Origin of the sequence: Bradyrhizobium sp. CIAT3101 (assembly GCF_029714945.1) — a bacterium.
GTDB lineage: Bacteria > Pseudomonadota > Alphaproteobacteria > Rhizobiales > Xanthobacteraceae > Bradyrhizobium.
Map to the genome: position 1 here is coordinate 6916536 of NZ_CP121634.1, position 18724 is coordinate 6935259.

An 18724-nucleotide genomic window follows, 5' to 3' on the forward strand; every position below is an offset into this window, starting at 1 on the left:
TGAAACGGCGAGAGGGACTGGACCGACCAAAAAAAGCGCGATTCGCCGATATTATGGCCTTAAGAATAGAGACACATCGCCGCCGACACCAATATCTTGGCACGACTGAATGCGACGAATTGCATTGGGTAACTCGACCGCGGAAGGGCCTCGTCGCCTGCTTCCAACGTTTTCAGGGATTAAAAACGCCGCCCGCTAGAATACCGCCGAGGCGCGAGAAAAATTTTGCTCGACCGCTTGTGCGTGCACCGCACAAACCTGCTTAATGACGGAACTTTATCGAATCATTGACATTGTGATGGCAACCTTGAAGCCAGCAAAAGCAGGCGGTCCCGCCACAGGTGGTCCATGGTCAAAACAATACAAATCAACCTAGCGCTTTGGGGAATGATAATTTGCGCGGCAATAAAGCTGGCGCAGGTTTGCTTTTGAACGGCCTTACCCCAAATTTGCGAGCCAGCCCAGCATCTTCCAGGACACCCATGCGAGCGCGCTTATCCATCCAAGCATTGCTACTCCGCATGAGATGGCCCAGATCACGCGGACAGTCCGGAGGCGGTTTCCGCTCGGTTGTGCCACGTTTGCTACATCCGCACTCATCTTGTCCCCGCGAGTCTGTGTTTTGTTGGTCTTGATGCGGCGGCGGAGGTTCATTGGCACTGAGCCCGGAAGCGATTTTCTGCCTGTTGGAAAAATACGTCCCAAAAGACCGATGGTTTCCGACCGCGACAAACTGAATATTGGGTCCGAAAAAACAAGCTGACATCCCAAGTATGTTGGTGCGCCGGTTCCGTCTTGGGTAAACTCGGACTAAGGGTGTCGGAGGAAGATTATCAGGTGATGCCAATCTACTCTGAGACCCAATTGGCGCCCACCAAACTCCGAAATTAAGCTTGATGTCCCGACCGAGGGTTAATGCCCGGTCCCAAATGGACTGGCACTCTCTTTGCTCCATGGCTCAACACAACGCCCCAAGGTCGAAGGGCTGTTTCAAGTTGAGGCAACGATGCAAGAAGTGTCCCGATCCGGCATCACCGGAGAACTACAGCTCAGCGCGCTGATTGCGGATCTATGGTGGCGCGTTGATCTTATGAACTCCGACATCCTTGAGGAAGAGGCCCGGGCCGGCGTCTTTGATGCGCGCCAACCGACGTACTCACTGCTCGCGCTAAATCTCAGAGCGCGGCGAGACAATCTCGTATCAACGATCGAGGTCTTGGAAAGGCGCTCGAGGTCGACCTCGCAGGCCGCATAAACTCGAAAAAGCTGATTTGTATCGTCGACGCAATTTCCGCTGGCATCGCCGACGAACAGTGTGCTCGGCAAGTAAATCTGTTAGCGAATTCATCAAGTGGCATGTCGTCGATGTGGCATAGATATTCGCATCGCTCTTTCGGGGTGAGCAACGTGGAAATGATGAGAGCCAAAGCAGCATCTTCCACGTCTGGAGCTATTTGCGCTGCGGCCGATGCCAACTCTGCCAATATTGCGCGGCAACGCGAACCGTGAGACTGCGGTGTCAATCGGCTACCGGCAAAGTATTACGTCTAGGTATGTAGCCGGGATTGGGAGTAATCAGGATCCAATGCTGCGAATGAGCAACCTGCGGACCCGTTCCGATTCAATATGCAGAAGTTCTAATGCGATAGGGAGCCGTCAGCAGCAATTGGAACATGGCCCTAGTGGACCTGTAATTTGCCTCAAGCCGGCTATGCCCAGTGCCGACCATTATAAAATCTCCCGCTTGGTCTGAGACGGCCCACCGCCAAACGCGGCCTCGCTTAATTACCACGCAATCAAAACGAGCAAACTCGTCGGCGGTCATGACATGCCCCGCATCTGGAAATAAGCTTATTTAAAATAAGCAAAATATGTGACAAATTTACCCTGACAACTTGTGGCGGCGGGCAAGGTTCCACGAGCATGTTATTTTGCGACATAATTTCATTGAGAGTTGAACCTTTACGCGAAAGCGACCACGTAGACCGTTACAAAAAATTGATTGCGTACCAAATTACTTTGCGTCGTCGACTCGGTGGCCTTCGCCACTACGTCCGCTCCTAAGGACCGCACTGAATGTCACCTTACCCTACCAACAAGATCGCGCTCTTCATCGACGGGGCCAATCTTTACGCAACGGCGAAAACTCTAGGCTTCGACATCGATTACAAGCGCCTTCTGAAGGAATTTCAGAGCCGCGGCACGCTGCTGCGGGCGTTCTACTACACAGCGATCATCGAGGATCAGGAGTATTCCTCGATCCGTCCCCTGACCGACTGGCTCGACTACAACGGCTACGCCGTCGTCACCAAGGCGACCAAGGAATTCATCGACGCCTCCGGCCGCCGCAAGGTCAAGGGCAACATGGACATCGAGCTCGCGGTCGATGCCATGGAGGTCGCCGAGCACATCGACCAGATGGTGCTGTTCTCGGGCGACGGCGACTTCCGCTCGCTGGTCGAAGCTGTGCAGCGCCGCGGCGTGCGGGTGACCGTGGTCTCCACCATCGCCAGCCAGCCGCCGATGATCGCCGACGAGTTGCGCCGCCAGGCCGACGTCTTCACCGACCTCGTCGAGTTGCAGTCCAAGCTTGGCCGCGACCCGTCCGAACGCCCCGCCCCGCGAAATCGTGAAGCGCGAGGACCTGCGCCGAAATTCATGCACGAGCCGAAGGGAAACGACCCTCCAGGCTAGACTGTTGAGACGGACGCCCAGTCAGCGAGTTCGGATACACTGGTCTCAATCGAAGCATCGTCATCCACGATCACGCCGCAGCTCCGGAAAACATTCTATGCGCTTCGCCATCGCATTGTGGTGGCACGCTGGCGTTCCCAGCGAGCTCGATCGGCTGGTCACGGCAACAGCCTTTGGGAAGCGTTCGTCGAGGAAGTGCGATCGTGAAGAGAATGTTCCGCCTTTACTCTCGCAGCGTCGTCAAGGAGACAATCCGGCGTTGGGAAAGGTGAAGTCTTGATCGTAGATAAAATAAGTTAGAGCCTGCGATCTCGCAGAGCGTACGCAGACGCTTCGAGGACTTCTGTTGCAAAACAAGAACCCGCCGACCTTGCGGGCCGACGGGGAGTTGCAGATAGCGAGAGGCGGACACCTGTCGCTCTGGCATGTGTAGCACAACGGTCCGCCAACGCGACCGTGCGCTCAGCTCAACGTTAATGCCATGAGTCTTAGCGGGATAGTGAATACTCCGCCCTTGGTTCCAAGGTTGGAGCCGCAAGCAGCTGCCAACTAACCTTCCTTCATCCGCCCGCCGACAGACGAAGAGATTAAATACTTTACGACGCAGGCGGATTTAAAATACATTGGAGAATTATGGTAGGATTTCTTACCGGGCTTGGCTGAATATTTCACTTTCCAATTTAACCCGGCCTTTCTTCTACTGATCGCCTATATTTATTTTAAAGGACTTAACCTAATGTCCAAGGACCATTGCCTAATCGTCCGCGCGGCTGGAAGACAGTTGGATCTGCTGCGCGGGGAAGCCGCACGCATCGCAAATGGCAGCAAGTTAGGCTGGTGGACCGATCGTGCAGTTATCGGTACTCGTTTTTGCTTTGAAGATGCAAAGGCGAAGGAAGCCTTCGCCTTGACCTGCGACAACTTCGGCGTTCCGTGCAGTGACGGCTAAGGCTCAGCCAGCGGATGCACCCGTAAATTTGGCTGAGGTCCAGCTCGCTAGACCGCAAACTTGCGCCAGCTGAAGGAACATGCCTGCTAACCTTACTCACATACGATGAATCGGTGACTAAGTCGCATCCGCCGTGATTTCCATTTGAGTTTCTGCTGAAGTGATTTAGGAGCGCCTTGTGTAAATTACTAAGATGCAGCGACAACTCGAAAACAACGCCGCTCAGAGCAAGACCGCGCGCAAGCTGTTTCACTGAGTATATTCAAAACCGGTTTAGCTCAGTGGTAGAGCTCCGTCCCTGTATGGCAGAGGTCGGAGGCTCAATTCCTCTCAACCGGCACCACTATTTCTCTTGACACAGTCCTGGCATTTGCATCCGACTACTACTCGAGACGTTTTTTGCCGCCATGAAATTTGAGAAGTTAAGCGATATCAGCGTTCTTCGTCTTTACGAGAACATCAGGCAGCAAGTCGCTGCCGACAACAGCAATGATCGATATCATTTCCTAGGTGAAGCAGCCAAACAACAAGCTGCGGACCTTCGCAGAGAAATCGAGCGCCGAAATCTCTATGCGCCGCCGATCGAATGGACGTAGTTCAACAGCTATGGGATTGACCTCTCTCCGAGAGTTCCGCTGCATGAAAACCGTAGAAGTAAGCCTGCACAAAAACTATCTGAAGGCCCGCTCTCTCCAGGAACCTCTACCTCCAAGAGCGAGCTTTTTCGTTCTGATCGGCTTGCCGCAACGGTTAGCCATGGCTACGGATGCCAACCAGAGCGCCCTTTCCAATGGACGGCCTTCCCCGATTTTGGCGCCGTTTGTCTTAGAGAACTCAAGAACAGCGGAATTAAAATCTGCCAAATTATTCAAATGGTCCTTTGAAAAACTAACGATGTACCCTAGCAATTTCAACAGCTTGCCGCCGTTTCCAAAAGGGAAAACCCCTAGTTTCGGGGGTACTGAGGTTATCGGCTCGCGGAGCTTTCCTCGACGAGATCTATCAGCCACGCTGCTCTGTTTGACGTTTACTTTCGAAAAGTGGGCTTCGACGCAATATCAGCTTTTGACCGGTAGGCAGTTTCCGGAGCGGGATGGCCCGCGGGCGGAGCTGAACGATGACCCTCGTTAGCGGCTGGGGGCGCTTCCCGGTCGTCGATAGCGAAGTGCTGCGGCCGCGGTCGTTCGAGGCCGTGGGCGAAGCCGTGGTGACCGGTTCCGTGGCGGGCGGCAACGGCCGCGCCTATGGCGATGCCGCGATCGGTGCCGTCAGGACGATCGGGATGACCGGGTTCGACCGGGTCAGGTCGTTCGATCCGGCAACTGGCCGCATCCGCCTGGAAGCCGGCGTGCTGCTGTCCGACCTGATCGATACCTTTGGCCCGCGCGGCTTCCTGCCGTTCGTGGTGCCGGGCACGCGGTTCGTCTCGGTTGGCGGCGCTATCGCTGCCGACGTGCACGGCAAGAACCATCATGGCGAGGGCGGTTTCGGCCGCTATGTCGACAGCATCCTGCTCCGCACCGGGCAGGGTGAGACCATCGAGATCTCGCGCGAGCAGAATTCCGATGCCTTCTTCGCGACCGTCGGCGGCATGGGCCTCACCGGAATCATCCTCGAAGCCACGATGCGACTGCGCCCGGTCGAGACCGGCTGGATCCGCGAGCGCGTGATTTCGGCGTCCGATCTCGACGCTGCGATGCGCGCGCTCGAGGCCGGTGACTCCGCGACCTATTCGGTGGCGTGGATCGATTGCGTGGCGCGCGGCAACGATCTCGGCCGTTCGCTGATCTATCTCGGCGAGCACGCCCGCACCGACGAGCTCTCCGAGGGCGCCGATCGCTTTCCCGTGGGTAAAAATCCCGGGCTCGCGGTGCCGATCGATCTGCCGTCGATGACGCTCAATCGCATCAGCATCCGCGCCTTCAACGAGCTCTATTACCGCATGGGCGCCAGGCGCGCCGGCGGCGACCATGTGGTCTCGCTCTATCCGTATTTCTTTCCGCTCGACAGCATTGCCGACTGGAATCGCATCTATGGGCGGCGCGGCTTCCTCCAGCATCAATGCGTGATTCCCCAAGCCAGTGCGCGCGCCGTGCTCGGTGATATCCTCGATCGTGTTGCGAAGCGCGGCGATGCCTCGTTCCTCGCGGTGCTGAAGAAGCTAGGCCATGGCGACGGTCTGTTGTCGTTCCCGCTGCCCGGTTACACGCTGGCGCTGGATTTCCCGGTCAAGGGCGACATCCTGAATTTCCTCGACGAGATCGACCGCCTCGTCGTCGCTGCTGGCGGGCGGCTTTATCTTGCCAAGGATGCGCGCCAGTCGCGTGCGACGTTCGAGGCCGGTTACCCCGCGCTGGCACGCTTCAACGCGATCCGCAAATCGCTCGATCCCGCCCAAAACATCCGCTCGAAACTTTCACAACGCCTGTTCGATGAGGTTTGAACCGTGACGTCACGCAAGACCGTTCTGGTGCTCGGTGGCTCCTCCGATATCGGCCGCGCTGCGGCACGCGCCTTTGCCAAGGCTGGTTACGATGTCGGCCTCGCCGGCCGCGATGCCGCCGCGCTCGAGCCTGACGCCGCCGATCTGCGCGCGCGCTACAATATCGAAGTGAGCACGCGAACGTTCGACGTGCTCGACACCGCCTCATTCGATGGCTTTGTCGCAGGCCTTCCGGCGTTGCCCGATGTCGTCGTCTCGATCATCGGCCTGCTGGGCGTGCAGCCGAACGCCGAGAGCGATCTCGCGCACGCCACCACCATCATGCGCTCGAACTACGAGGGCCCGTCGCTGATCCTCGGCCTGTTCGCGGAAAAGTTTTTAAGCCGCGGCAATGGCACGATCGTCGGCGTGTCGTCGGTCGCCGGCGATCGCGGCCGCGCCTCGAACTATGTCTACGGCTCGGCGAAAGCCGGCTTCTCCGCCTTCCTGTCCGGCCTGCGCGCCCGCGCCAGCCGAGGCGGTGTCCACGTCGTCACCGTGAAGCCCGGCTTCGTCCGCACCAAGATGACCGAAGGCATGAAGCTGATCGGCCCGCTCACCGTCGATGCACCAGTGGTTGGCGATGCGATCCTCAACGCCGTCGAGAAGAAGGCCGACGTCGTCTATGTCAGCGGCAAATGGCGTCTCGTGATGCTGATCATCAAGACGCTGCCCGAGGCGGTGTTCAAAAAGTTGAAGTTCTAACTTTTGCGCGGCGCAACCGCTCAAACCGGCGAATAGCACTAAAAATTGCAAAGTCCTGCATCCTGCAGCTCGCAGAGCTTCAAATCGCAACCAGCATGTGAGGTCAATAACGAGCGCTTATCAACTGTAGGGAGCTTAGGTCCGGCTCCACCGAGGAAAGATACTCCATCTCCCCGAAGAGGCGGTGATCCGTGAAGTACCTCGCCAAATGCCGCCCATGCCTGAAGTCATTCACGCTGCACTCCGGCCGGATGTTTCCTTCTACTGGTCGCCGCGACCTAGCCGCCGACCTCAGTCCGGCCCTCCCGGCCCCTGCGAAGTTCTTGTGCTATTCTCCACCACGATACCGGCTGTGTTTCATTTATTAGCTCCACGCAGGCTCGGTGACGGCGAGAGGCAAGCTTGTCAGCCGCAAATTTCTGGGAAGCGATTGCGATGCACCCGAAGATTCACTTCGCTCGATTAGCTCATGATAGAGAAGAAAGCGCATCGACTGGAACGGCTCGAAAAACCGAAGGTCGACCTGAAGGCAGAATTCACCAAGAATGATGCCGACGACATCTTGCTTGCGCAGGAGGCAAATGCGAGAGCCGCAAGCTATCCGATCACGCTTTTGGCGACGTTATCTGCTCGGAATTGCTGGGCGTGCAGCGGTTTCGCGATGAACTGAAGCTGCTAGCCGGTCGTTACGGTCCTTTACCGCGCGCTAGCCTGAATCGACGCGTGCTGCTCTGGCGAGTTTACGTTCTGTGTGACCGCAATCGCGACCGCACCGGCCAGAAGAACGCAGGCGTAAAATGCGGTAAGGCCGCGCGCCCAACGCTTACGAGTGACCCTGTCTTCAGACGTACCGTTCGCTGGCTCTGGCAGAAGCCTGCTCGCGATGTGAGCGCAATCCTGCTGGAAGTCATCCATGGGAACAGCCTCCTAGCTAACACTACCCGTTACGATCCGCCCTGGATGCTTCCGCTTTATTTCGTGAGAGGCGGAAAATGGTTTCGTTGCCTTCGTCAGAAGGGCTGAAAGCGTGTTATTGGCAGTGAGCTTCACCCAGCGCCGACCAAGCCCTCAAACGCCCCACGGGCCACACCGCACGTCTGGAGCGTATGCCGCCGCCCTGCCATGTAGGGGCCCACCCCAAGCGGTTGTGCGCTTGTTAGTAACCCGATTATTCCGATCAACCCGGTTATTCATTAAAGGAGTAAGACCATTTCAGAGGCCAGCCGGACTGGGGTTCGGCTACGGTGCGGCGCTGGTGCTGGGCGCATCTATCGCAGCGACCCTGTCCCGGGAAGTCTGCGAATCGATCACGACGCCCCTCCTGCCTACATGATCCATCCAAGTTTGGCGGCAATTGATCTACCGTGATCAATCACCGCAGCACCGCAACGGGTCACGAACAGATCCTGCGCCATGAACCCAACCAGGTCCAGATCACTCGCCGGAAACTGTCTGCCCCACGAACCGACATCGGCAGCCGGAGTCTCGGTACGTTTTGGGGGCATCCCCGACATTAACCCTGTCGACAAATGATTCGGGCGTCGCCGAGAAGCTGCGTCATTGGAGCGGAGAGTTCTCTGACGGCACAAACTGAGTTTAGAGGCGCATCATGCTGAGGATGATGTTGTTGGGCCTGCTTATCCCGTTATGCATGGGAGTGTTGTCAGCAATGGAGCTCAGAACTCCACCGTGCAGCGCGATCGCGATCGTCCCGCCCCCCAAGCCAAGCCAAGATATTTCAGAGTCACATGGCGTGTTGGCAAAGGCCGATCGCCTCGAAGTCGCCGCTTTGAGCAGCGAGAGGCCAGTACAATTTGCTTCGGTTGACGAGCGCATTGCTCCGCCCGAAAACATCGGCATGGGTTCTTTGGAGCCGGCAAGGCCGGTCTCTCGTCAGCGGCCTTCTCCGAAGAAAGTCACCACCGCTGTGCACCCCAAATCAGAGGCAAAGGCAGCCGCCATGAAGCGAACTGCGATCGTTCAACCTTCAAAGGCCGGCGGCGATACCGAGCCGTGTCGGCTCAAGGCGTTTGGTGGTTTACGCAAGGCTTTGAATTCAACCGGTTGCGAAATTTGAGGGCCAACGCGTGCCCCCTCGAGCACGGCAGCACAATTTGGGGACTGCTGCTACTAAAGTACGTGGTCACTCTGTCGTTGATAGCAGACCTGCTAGGAAGCGCCCATTTGCTGCGACGTCGCGGCGACCCGATCCAGATCGGGGCCTAGCGCCTTAGCGCGCGTGGCATCGCGCAGGACTATCCCTCCAGGTTGCCGGTCTTGGCTGTCGTGATCGCGGAACGCGCCCCCCGCGCCCCGGCGAACGTATCGCGATGCCATGCGAGACGATAGGCAAAGCTCGTTCGAAATTCGTCGAACGATAGATCGAGGTCAGTCGATGTGGTCGGAGTACCTTTTAGCAGAATGCCGGCGCCATAAATCGAGAAGTTTTGCATTGCGCGGGGCGTGACTGTTGCACCGCCTAAGAGAAAGATCATCACTGTGTGGTCGACCGCGTTGCGTGCGAGGAGTCGCCGCTCAACACCCAGCCATTCAACAGAAACTTTCGGCCTCTCAAGGGTTCCGTCAGCATCATAGGGCGGGGTCGCCAAGGGGGCTGACATCGTGTCGTTCACGTTCAGTTACTAGACCGCGAAGAGCTGGCAATCCTTTCTCAATAGTTCAACGATATTGTGTTGCCGCATGGATCACGAGGACGCATCCGCTCGGTTCGTGCCGACCCTTCGGCGCAGCTACGCTCGGCTAGCGGCGTGGATGGTCCGCGATAACCGGGTGCCTGAGCCTGGCCGATTGCCGGCGCCACCACGGGTCGAGCGGCCAAACCGAATTCCTGAAAATCCGCGGCGAGCTGCGCCGCCGCGCGCTTGAGCAGCGGGGGCGCGAGTGACAAACAATCGCGGGTTGGCGCGGCCTTGGCTGCCCGAGGAAGAAGTACGGCTGCTTCGGCTCATTGGCGATGGAGCCACGGCTGACGAGGTCGGAGAATTCTTAGGGCGTACACGACAGTCGGTCTATGCTCGTTTACAACGTTTTCAAAAGCAGCGGGGCCGAGCCAGCAGAACGACCGGAAAGTCGTTTGCGCAGTTGCCGGAGTAGTTGGGGCGGATATCAACCCTGTTGGTCAGCTTATCCGTACCTTGGCCTTCGCCTCGCCGTCCGATGACGGTGATACCCATATCTTTGCAAGCCTCTCCCGACACTCTCCTAATCCAACTCCTGCGCAAGAGTTACTGGATGGCCGGCGTCGCTTTCTTTCGCGCTTGCCAGCCAACAGTTTGGACCAAAGAGGGGGCGAATGATCGCCGCGCGTCTGAAATGCTTCCTGCACTGCGCCTCCGATCAACTCTCCGCGGATCGCACCAAGATCAGCTCGCGGGGGATGAGGTCTAGCCGTTCACACTGGCTAGCCTAAGCAGTCCGACACTCTAGTCCGCAAATGGACTAGCAGCCGGCAGCATCGGACCGGAAAACGAGCCGTGGATGTTCGCTAGATGCAACCCTCGAACGGCAAGCTCCGATAGTTTGACGGAATCCATTTTCAAAATGGTGCGTTCTGCTGTAAGAATACCGAAAATTAAATATTAAATCATTTCTAATTGTCCCGATGGCGGCAGTGGGGTTGGAACCAGTCTGCAGACTTTCTATGCAACTTCTGCGAGCGTCGACATTTTATCAGACGACATTTTTGCGCAGCAATCTTGACCGCAAAAGTTCATTTGGAGCAGTGATGTCTCATCTCTTGGCATGCGCACTTTTTGCGCCCGTTGCGACTGCAATGATCTGGACGGGAATTGTCCTCTACCTGAACATGACGCTTCCAGAGGAACTGGACTAGGAGCAAGAGACGAGGATATGGGCAAGATCGGCTTCGCAATAATCCTTGCCGCCGTCGTAGCGTACGGCGCCGATCAACGCTGGAACGATGGTCGCTACACGCAAAGCATCGAGACCGTACTCCATGCTATGCAACATGAACTGGGTTGGTGACATGGTTTGTTGGCGGCCTTTGTCGTCCATCTGCCTTCAGCTTGCGCCGATCCCGACCGGCTCTTTTCCCTTTGGGTTGAACTCCGGTACGCGCATGGTCCAGATCCGAACAAACCTAATGTAATTCGACAGCCGCCCCCCTGACAGAAGGAACCTAGTTCGAGGCGCGACTTGTCCCGAAGGGTCTGTCCCGGTCGCGCCAACAAAAACTGCAGTTCACGTAAGACTTCGGCTACCGAGTAAAATTCCAGACGAAATCGTCATCGAGTTATTTTTTGCCATGGCGACAATCGTGAACCCGCCCTTACAGGTGAGATATTTGATATTTCGGTAGCGGTTCTCTTGGGGGTTATAGCGGCAAAATCAAGTGCGCGGAAACCGGTCCCTGCAAAATCCGCGTATGTATTACCGGATGGCGGCAGGTCCGAACTGTGACGCAGGTCCCGAGGGTCATGCTGTGCAATGAGGCGGCTTAAGCAATCGAGCAACTCATCAGTCGTTCGCCAAGTACGATGGAAACCTTGGGACGGAACTTTGCTTGCAGCGTTCCTGCACTTTTGATCGATCAGTGCGGCGCGCCGGCATCGCCCTGGGGCGGACTGATCGTGCCCTTCGCGACAGCTTTGCAATTGGCCAACCCCGGGTATCCAGGATACAGGCGCGCAAATAGATGCTGCCCCAAGTCAACTCTCAGATTCTAAATTCCGCGTCCAAGTTAAGATCCTTCAATGCTGGCTTAGGCTTCGGCCGACATCGCGGCCAGCCCCCTTCCGATGAGGCGATGGTCGGAGCTGGAAATCCTCGAGCTTCTTCCCGGATTTGAGTTGAGCAGTCACCCACCGCGGCTGCTTACCGCGGCCCGCCCAAGTCTCCGACGGTTTGTCGGGGTTTCGGTACTTAGGGAGCACTCGTGGATAGGGCCGCGGTTCTCGTCCATTTTTTTCCTCAGATGCACCCTGCTTCAGTTGTCGCAGTCGCTGGTCAAGTTGAAGTTTTTTCGCAGATATCTTGCGAGTCAGAGCCACGTCTATTTCAAGGTGAAGAGCCCAGAGCTCGTCGATCGACATTAATTCGAAATCGGTGCGTTTCATGTTCACACCACAAGTAACTGGTCAAGCGGGCTGCTCGAATTTCAGAAATTTCCGGAGTCTCGCGGAGCGGTCAATGGCTCAAGAGAATCGCACGACGGCGAACTGGACTAACCCCAAGGGATTAATCACGAACAAAAGCGCGAAAATTCGGTCGGTTGGCGGATAGTCAACCTGGGACGGTGACGTTGCCAACCGTCTGGCTATCGCTGGCGATGAGAGTGCCAGGGCCCCGCTTTTCACGACCATGCGCTTGGAGCCTTCGCCCTGCATCTTGATCGCGATGTCCTTGATGTTACGCGAGAACCCTGCAATCTCGAACAACCTTTGGTTTCCGCCGGCTCTTTTGGTCTGCGATGGATTGGATCGTTCGAGGAGACGGCTCCTCGCATTCAGCCCAGAGAGGAGATTTTCCAACTTAACTAAGTCGCGCAACTTTCAAGGACTGCCTGTTGGCCGAGACCATCCTCTGATCAGCGAAGCTATCGACCCGGTCAGCCCAATGCTGCATCAACTTGGCGCGCGAACCGATCAGCGCAAGTGGTCCGTGCCGTTTGTAGACTGCCTTCACCGAGTCGCTTTCAAGATGGGCTAGTTGCAACTCGATAACATCGCCATCCCACGTCTTAGTTTCCTCAAACTCCTCATGGTGGCAAAGCGTTGAAAATGTTGCGCGGAAGCCATGAGCACAATGCTCAGTCTTGGTGTCGATACCAAGTGCACGCAACCGTTGACAAAGCGTCCTAGATAATGGTGCGTCATTGGCACAAGCGAAGACGTAGCGTCGATTCCCGGTAATTTGCTGACCCGTCGCAAAATTACGATGGCTTGCCTTGATAGCGGAACGACGTGGTCCCATCCGGTTTTCATTTTCCCTGACGGAATGGTCCAGCGCTTGGAATCCCAATCAACTTCGGTCCACTCCATGTTGTTGATCATACCTGGGCGAGGAATCGTTAATGCATCCATTCTGAGGGCATCACCGACCACGTCGCCAAATCTGGCTCTCTCCCAAGGCGGCATAATCAAACTGAAAAGACGAACTACGTCGCGCGGCTCAGTGATGCCGGGCCGTGGCGTCGAGACGTTGATGGTGAGTTGCTTCTTGCAGGCGCGGAATGGCGTATCGGCGAGCGACAGATCCGGGAAGTGACGCCCCGAGCAGCTGACAAGATCTACGACAGGATCATCAACGGGCCGAACGGTCTTAGGCTGCGACAAGGCGAAAAGGTCGTCGGGCTGTGCCGCAAGGTTTGGCGCATCATGGGCCGCCTGCACCCAGACCTGTTCGATAAGAAGCACCCGAATCCCTGGGATGATTTTACTCTCAAATCCCGGACCAAGACCAAGAAGCATGCGGTCACGCGAGAAGAGGTCTACCGGTTTGCGTGGGGTTGCATCGAGCACGGCCGGCCCGAGCCGGCCGCTGTTGCGGTTATCTGCTTTGAATGGCTGCAGCGGCCGGAGAATGTCGTGGCCGGGTTTTTGACCTGGCCAGACTACCGCAGCAAGAACTGGCCACAGGCGGTGCGGATCGAGCACCACAAGAACAAGTCCCTGGTTTGGCATCCTCTCGAAGAAAAGCAGGATGGTGAAATCGTCAAGTTCTATGCCGAGGCAGAAGACATCTTAGGCCATCTCCCCAAGATCGGCGTTCCCATGATTTTGCGCCGGATCGAGCGCGGGGAATCTAAGGGAGCAGCAAAAGTCTGATCTTACCCTGGCATGGAAAAAGTTGTGCAGCAGATGCGCAAGAAGATCGAGGGCGTGTCCAAGCTGTTCACGCTCGATGCTTGCCGGCATGGCGGCATGACCGAATTGGAAGAAGCCGAACTAACGGATGGTCAGGGCCGCGCGCTGTCGGGACACAAAACAGCACAAGCCTATCGAGGCTACGCCAAGGAAACGATGCAACGCGCCTTAGCGGCGACCCGCAAGCGGCATGCGCATCTCCTGGCGCAAAAGCAAGTTGAGCACCAGGATAGCGACGTAGCTGGAGCTCAAGACCAGATCAGTGACGGCAATATCCGTCACACCGCTTCTTAAGCAACACCAAGCGCCTCACCCCGACTGCTGTTCCTCGCGCGAAGGAAGCAAGTCGATACGCGCTGCCCAACTGCGGCAGTTGATGCGCGTTGCCCGTTTCTCACCGCCAATGACACGTTGAAGAACATGCGGCGGGCCACGTGCAACCCACATGGCATGCGGGTGGCGGGGAAACGAAAACAGCACAGAATTTCCAAATGCCGGGGCAAACGAATTTCCAAACGCGCTCACAACGCGACAGAGAACAAAGCTGATTTGGAAAGAAATTCAGGGTGTTGCACCTGGCTGGGGCGGGAGGGATCGAACCCCGCAATAATCCATTGCAACACAAGCATTTTTCTATTCCGGCCCGCCCGCTTGATTCCATCTTTGATTCCAAAGCAAAGTCCTCGTCAGAATGACCGACGACGAGGTGGCCTACATCGAGGCCAAGGGCTGGAAAGCGAGCGTCGTTCCCGAGCTGAGCATCATCCACCAAACTTCTGTGGATGAAACGCCGGAGCTTTGAGGTCCGCCATATCGCTGGGAGCGTTGGTGGCCCAGCGATGGAATCATAGGCAACTACCGACACGACGGACCGCTGTTTGTCCTTAGTGTGGCGGCGTGAGCGCTTGGGGCGAAGAGAAACAGAAGTCGTACAGCAATCTGGCCGTGGGACGTCCGACCACAAAAGCGTCGCACGAGACCGTTTTGTTTTCGGCGAGCGCCCCCATCACTTATTGAAGAAGAAGACTCTTTCCTTCGTGGCCGCACCCGGGCTCGAGCCTGGGACCCGCTGATTAAGAGTCAGATTTTTTGCTGCCACATAGCGCCACATAGCATGCGTCACTTTGTGTAACTCCTTGTTCTGCCGATCGTTTCGTTTACATAGCACTCCGCTGCTGCAACCTGCAGCACGCGTCCTCGGAGTGCCAAATTGGTAGAACAGCATCCACCACTGACCGACGTTTTGCTGAGAGCGGCGAAGCCGCCAGAGCGTGGCACGACCACGCTGTGGGATGGCACGCTGAAGCATTTCCGTATCCGGATCAGCAGCGGCGGCGCAAAATCCTTCATCATCCTTTTGGGCTCCGGCCGACGTCAGGCGATCGGCCGCTATCCGGCCATCAGCCTGGCGAAGGCCCGTGAGAAGGCCAAGGCGATCCTAGCCGAACGAACGCTTGGGAAGCATCGCCCAAATTCGATCTCTTGGAAGAAGGCGCTTGAGCTGTACTTGGCCGATGCGAAAACCAAGAACCGGCCGCGCACATACAACGAGTATGAACGGGCGCTGCGCCGTTACTTCCCTTTCGGCGACACCAAGCTCGCTGACATCACCAAACAGGATATATCCGCAAAGCTTGCACGCCTCAGCGATACGCCGTCGCAGCAAAAGCACGCAGCCGTGTACCTCAAGACGTTCTTCAATTGGGTAGTCGACCAAGAATACCTCACCGCCAATCCGCTCCAGTCATTCAAGCAAGGCAAGGCAAAGCGCCGCAAACGTGTGTTGAACGATGATGAGGTGCGGGCCGTTTCGTTCGCCGCCGACCAGGTCGGCGACCTCTTCGGCGCAATCGTGAAGCTTGTCCTCCTCACCGGTCAACGCCGCGGCGAAATCGCGGCCCTCCTCGATACGTTCTACTCCCACAATCAGCAAACAATCACGCTGCCTGGTACGCTCACCAAGAACCACCTGGACCACACCTTCCCGGTCGGACCGATCGCGGCAGCACTGATATCAGCGCAGCTCAAGTCGGACGACCGTCGCGACAGCGCCTTTCTCTTTCCTTCGCGCACCTCGATCGAGCGCCCGTTCAACGGTTGGTCCAAGTGCAAACGCGAGTTGGATACGCTCGCGAACATCGCGCCTTGGACGCTGCATGACCTGCGCAGGACCTTCCGCAGCCGCCTCGGCCGCCTGGGCGTTCGTCCCGACATCGCCGAGCGCTTGGTCAACCACGTCTGATCTCGCAGTGATATGGAAGAGACCTACGATCTTTGGACTTACCTACCGGAAATGCGCGCGGCTACACAAGTACGAGTCGAGAGGATGTCGTGACGACACGCCTTTTTTGACTCCCCTTCCTCTCTTTATTAAACGACTCCGGCCACCACCACAGACTCACTTGCGCTTCAGCATGCGCATGGTAGCATGACGGTATTAACCTCACTGCCGCTGCCCCGTGAAGGGCAGCGGCAGTTTCGTTTGGTATACTACCTGCATATGCAGGCAAGCCAGGAGCCGGGCGCCATCTATATTGATGTAAATACTTTCTAGAGTCGTCCGTTAAGAACAAGCAAGCCGTTGAGCCGGATTCGCTTTTCGGCGTGGAGGCAGTTTTGGAATCGCAAGGTTTTGCAGTCTGTGGCCGCAGAACCTTGCGATATGCTTTTTGAGACTCGCTCGATCGGCGAAGCGTGATGGTGTGTTCGCATCACGGGGGGTGACGATGCGACCGAAGCAAGGCAAGACGACTGGTGCGGGCGATCTGTTCCGGGCGCGGCTCGATCAGATCATCAATCTGAAGCACGAGCTGGTTCAGCTCGCCGGCCGGGTCGACTGGTCATGGATCGATCAACAGGTCGCGCCGCTCTACAGCGAGCACGGCCGGCCGGGCACCGAGACCCGCTTCATGATCGGGCTGTTGTTGCTCAAGCACATCTACGGCCTGTCGGATGAAGGCGTGTGCGAGCGCTGGGTCCATGATCCGTACTTCCAGTACTTCACCGGCGAGGAGTTTTTCCAACATCACGTCCCGCATGAGCGCTCCGGGCTGAGCCACTGGTACAGTCGGCCCGGCGACAAGCTCGAGCTGCTGCTGGCGGAGAGCCTGCGGGTGGCGCACGACGTCGGCGCCTTGCGCGGCCAGGACCTGGTCCGGGTCACGGTCGACACCACGGTGCAACCCAAGGCCATCAGCTTCCCGACCGACGCCAAACTGCTGCATGCAGCGAGCCGCGGCATGAACCGCCTGGCGACCCGGCACGGGGTGAAGCTGCGACAATCCTACCTGCGTGTCGCCAAGTGCGCGGCGATGATGGCGGGGCGCTATGCCCACGCCAAGCAGTTCAACCGCCATCGCACGCAGCTGCGGCTGTTGCGAACCAGGCTCGGTCGCATCGTTCGCGATATCCGCCGCAAGATCGTGGATCGACCGGAGCTGGCATCGACCTTCGCGATCTGGCTGACGCGTGCCGATCAGATCCGCTCGCAGCAGCAGCGCCAGCGCGGCTACAAGCTCTACTCCTTCCGCGCTCCGGAGGTCGAGTGCATCGGTAAGGGCAAGGCTTCGACGCCTTACGAGTTCGGCGTAAAGACCTCCATCGTCACCACCAACGCCCGCGCTCCCGGTGGTCAGTTCGTTCGGCACGCCCAGACCCTTCCGGATAATCCTTACGATGGGCACACACTGCGCGACGTCATCGATCGCACCGAAAGGCTCACCGGATGCGCGATCGAGCGCGCCTATGTCGATAAGGGATACCGTGGCCATGACACGCGCAATCCACGCCGGGTCTGCCGCCAACGCCGTCCTCTCCGCCATCGGCTACAACTTCCGGCGCATCCTCGCCTGGCTGAGCAGCTTTTTGGCCCTCATTTGGGCGGTACTCTCAGCGCTCCTGTCAGCCCCTTCGCCCCTCAATCAAGGTTCCTAACGGACGACCATTTCTGCTCGACGTGAGAGACCAATAGCGCTCGCTCGGGCGCACAGGTGAATGGCGATCTACTCCCCCCACATATCGTTCAGGCGTTCAGGCAGCCACAAACGCGCTAGAGAGTTGGGTCACGAGGGCACTGACGTCAGGCGCCGCAGGCATAAGATAAGCGACGGCCTTATCACAGAACCCCATTATTTTCCCGTCTACTCGAAGCTCCATCCTTCGACCCGGAGTTCTCAAACTGACTGTGTCGGGCAATTTCAATCCAGTTGGATGGAGCCGTTGGTGTGCGCTTTTCGCACATATTTCCGGGCTGGTCCGACCGAGCCTGCGGGACGGATGTCAACCCGAGAGACTTGCGAAGGTCGTGCCGACACGTCGCCTCCAATCGCGACCGCGTTGCGGCACTCATTTTCCAACGAAACTGCTGTTCTGCACGCGGGATATCGTCGCGATCCAATGACCAAAGCTGTGGCAGCGCCGATCTACCAGAATACGGCTTATGACCTCGGCGGCGACCCAAACCGTACTGCTGACTCAACGTAAAGGATACGGCTTCAACTATGCTCGGACTATCAATCCGACCCCCACGCTGGAAGGAAGGCATGTTATCTCGCCCGGCGGGCTCAATCCAGCTTGAAGTCCGTTCTGGCCCAAGACGAGGACCGGAGCATGAAGCGCAGTCACTTTTCGGAAGAGCAAATCATCGGAATTTTGAAGGAGCATGAGGCCGGCGTTGCGGTCGCCGATCTGTGCCGCAAGCACGGCGTCAGCGACGCTAGCATCTACAAATGGAAGGCGAAGTTCCGCGGGTTGGAGGTCTTCGAGGCCAAGCGGTTGAAGAACTGGAGGATGAGAACATGCGGTTGAGGCGGCTGCTGGCCGACGCCATGCTGGAGTACGCGGCGCTGGAGGACCTGCTGGCAAAGAAATCGTGACGCCCGTGGGAAGGCGAACAGCTGTCGCCCATCTGCCGGAAGCATTCGGGATGAAGGAACTCCTGGCGTGTTAAGCCATCGCCTGCTGCACACGAGGAATGCGATGGGCGGGCTCTGCGCGGCGCCTGTTGCTGCGTTAGGACATTTAAACCTGCGGTTCAATCGGTTCGCCAAG

General features: G+C 57.5%; 17 protein-coding genes and 2 pseudogenes. 14 read left to right on the forward strand and 5 right to left on the reverse strand.

Annotated features, from left to right (window positions below):
* Positions 1–1006 precede the first annotated feature (1006 nt).
* The 9 genes from QA645_RS32225 to QA645_RS32265 all read left to right on the forward strand — a co-directional run bounded on the left by QA645_RS32225 (position 1007) and on the right by QA645_RS32265 (position 8907).
* The gene (locus QA645_RS32225) at positions 1007–1255 is read left to right on the forward strand and encodes a hypothetical protein (protein WP_283045305.1); all 249 of its coding nucleotides are present in this window, start codon (positions 1007–1009) and stop codon (positions 1253–1255) included.
* A gap of 821 nt (positions 1256–2076) precedes the next feature.
* A complete protein-coding gene (locus QA645_RS32230; RefSeq protein ID WP_283045306.1) occupies positions 2077–2694 on the forward strand; it encodes an NYN domain-containing protein in 618 nt (205 codons plus the stop codon).
* Between the two features lie 655 nt (positions 2695–3349).
* Positions 3350–3643 carry a hypothetical protein gene (locus tag QA645_RS32235; RefSeq protein WP_283045307.1) on the forward strand — a complete coding sequence of 98 codons (294 nt, stop codon included), beginning with the start codon at positions 3350–3352 and terminating at the stop codon, positions 3641–3643.
* A 407-nt stretch (positions 3644–4050) separates the two neighbouring features.
* Positions 4051–4239, forward strand: a complete 189-nt coding sequence (locus QA645_RS32240; protein WP_283045308.1) for a hypothetical protein — start codon at positions 4051–4053, stop codon at positions 4237–4239.
* A gap of 43 nt (positions 4240–4282) precedes the next feature.
* A complete protein-coding gene (locus QA645_RS32245; RefSeq protein WP_283045309.1) occupies positions 4283–4774 on the forward strand; it encodes a hypothetical protein in 492 nt (163 codons plus the stop codon).
* The gene (locus QA645_RS32250; RefSeq protein ID WP_283045310.1) at positions 4761–6086 is read left to right on the forward strand and encodes an FAD-binding oxidoreductase; all 1326 of its coding nucleotides are present in this window, start codon (positions 4761–4763) and stop codon (positions 6084–6086) included. Before QA645_RS32245 ends, QA645_RS32250 begins: the two co-directional genes overlap by 14 nt.
* Positions 6087–6089: 3 nt before the next feature.
* Positions 6090–6830 (forward strand): SDR family oxidoreductase, encoded by a 741-nt coding sequence (locus QA645_RS32255; protein WP_283045311.1) that lies wholly within the window; start codon positions 6090–6092, stop codon positions 6828–6830.
* Between the two features lie 469 nt (positions 6831–7299).
* Positions 7300–7500, forward strand: coding sequence for a hypothetical protein (locus QA645_RS32260; protein ID WP_283045312.1), 201 nt, complete (start codon positions 7300–7302; stop codon positions 7498–7500).
* Between the two features lie 939 nt (positions 7501–8439).
* Positions 8440–8907, forward strand: a complete 468-nt coding sequence (locus tag QA645_RS32265) for a hypothetical protein (protein WP_283045313.1) — start codon at positions 8440–8442, stop codon at positions 8905–8907.
* A gap of 178 nt (positions 8908–9085) precedes the next feature.
* Here the strand turns inward: QA645_RS32265 and QA645_RS32270 are convergent, their stop codons facing one another.
* The 5 genes from QA645_RS32270 to QA645_RS32290 all read right to left on the reverse strand — a co-directional run bounded on the left by QA645_RS32270 (position 9086) and on the right by QA645_RS32290 (position 12830).
* Complete coding sequence (locus tag QA645_RS32270; protein ID WP_283045314.1) at positions 9086–9463, reverse strand: hypothetical protein; 378 nt, start codon at positions 9461–9463, stop codon at positions 9086–9088.
* A 1216-nt stretch (positions 9464–10679) separates the two neighbouring features.
* Entirely contained in the window at positions 10680–10865 is a 186-nt protein-coding gene (locus QA645_RS32275) for a hypothetical protein (protein ID WP_283045315.1), read from the reverse strand.
* Positions 10866–11560: 695 nt separating this feature from the next.
* A complete protein-coding gene (locus tag QA645_RS32280; RefSeq protein ID WP_283045316.1) occupies positions 11561–11926 on the reverse strand; it encodes an H-NS histone family protein in 366 nt (121 codons plus the stop codon).
* 78 nt (positions 11927–12004) lie between these two features.
* Positions 12005–12247 carry a hypothetical protein gene (locus tag QA645_RS32285; protein WP_283045317.1) on the reverse strand — a complete coding sequence of 81 codons (243 nt, stop codon included), beginning with the start codon at positions 12245–12247 and terminating at the stop codon, positions 12005–12007.
* A 94-nt stretch (positions 12248–12341) separates the two neighbouring features.
* Complete coding sequence (locus QA645_RS32290; RefSeq protein WP_283045318.1) at positions 12342–12830, reverse strand: hypothetical protein; 489 nt, start codon at positions 12828–12830, stop codon at positions 12342–12344.
* Positions 12831–13021: 191 nt separating this feature from the next.
* Between QA645_RS32290 and QA645_RS32295 the strand changes: the two genes are divergently transcribed.
* The 5 genes and pseudogenes from QA645_RS32295 to QA645_RS32315 form a co-directional block, all read left to right on the forward strand.
* Positions 13022–13636, forward strand: coding sequence for a hypothetical protein (locus tag QA645_RS32295; RefSeq protein WP_283045319.1), 615 nt, complete (start codon positions 13022–13024; stop codon positions 13634–13636).
* 12 nt (positions 13637–13648) lie between these two features.
* Positions 13649–13969 carry a hypothetical protein gene (locus QA645_RS32300; protein WP_283045320.1) on the forward strand — a complete coding sequence of 107 codons (321 nt, stop codon included), beginning with the start codon at positions 13649–13651 and terminating at the stop codon, positions 13967–13969.
* Between the two features lie 916 nt (positions 13970–14885).
* A complete protein-coding gene (locus QA645_RS32305) occupies positions 14886–15917 on the forward strand; it encodes an integrase arm-type DNA-binding domain-containing protein (RefSeq protein WP_283045321.1) in 1032 nt (343 codons plus the stop codon).
* A 484-nt stretch (positions 15918–16401) separates the two neighbouring features.
* Positions 16402–17608, forward strand: a pseudogene (locus tag QA645_RS32310) (IS5 family transposase).
* Between the two features lie 675 nt (positions 17609–18283).
* Positions 18284–18584, forward strand: a pseudogene (locus QA645_RS32315) (transposase); the annotation flags it as partial.
* Positions 18585–18724: the final 140 nt, after the last annotated feature.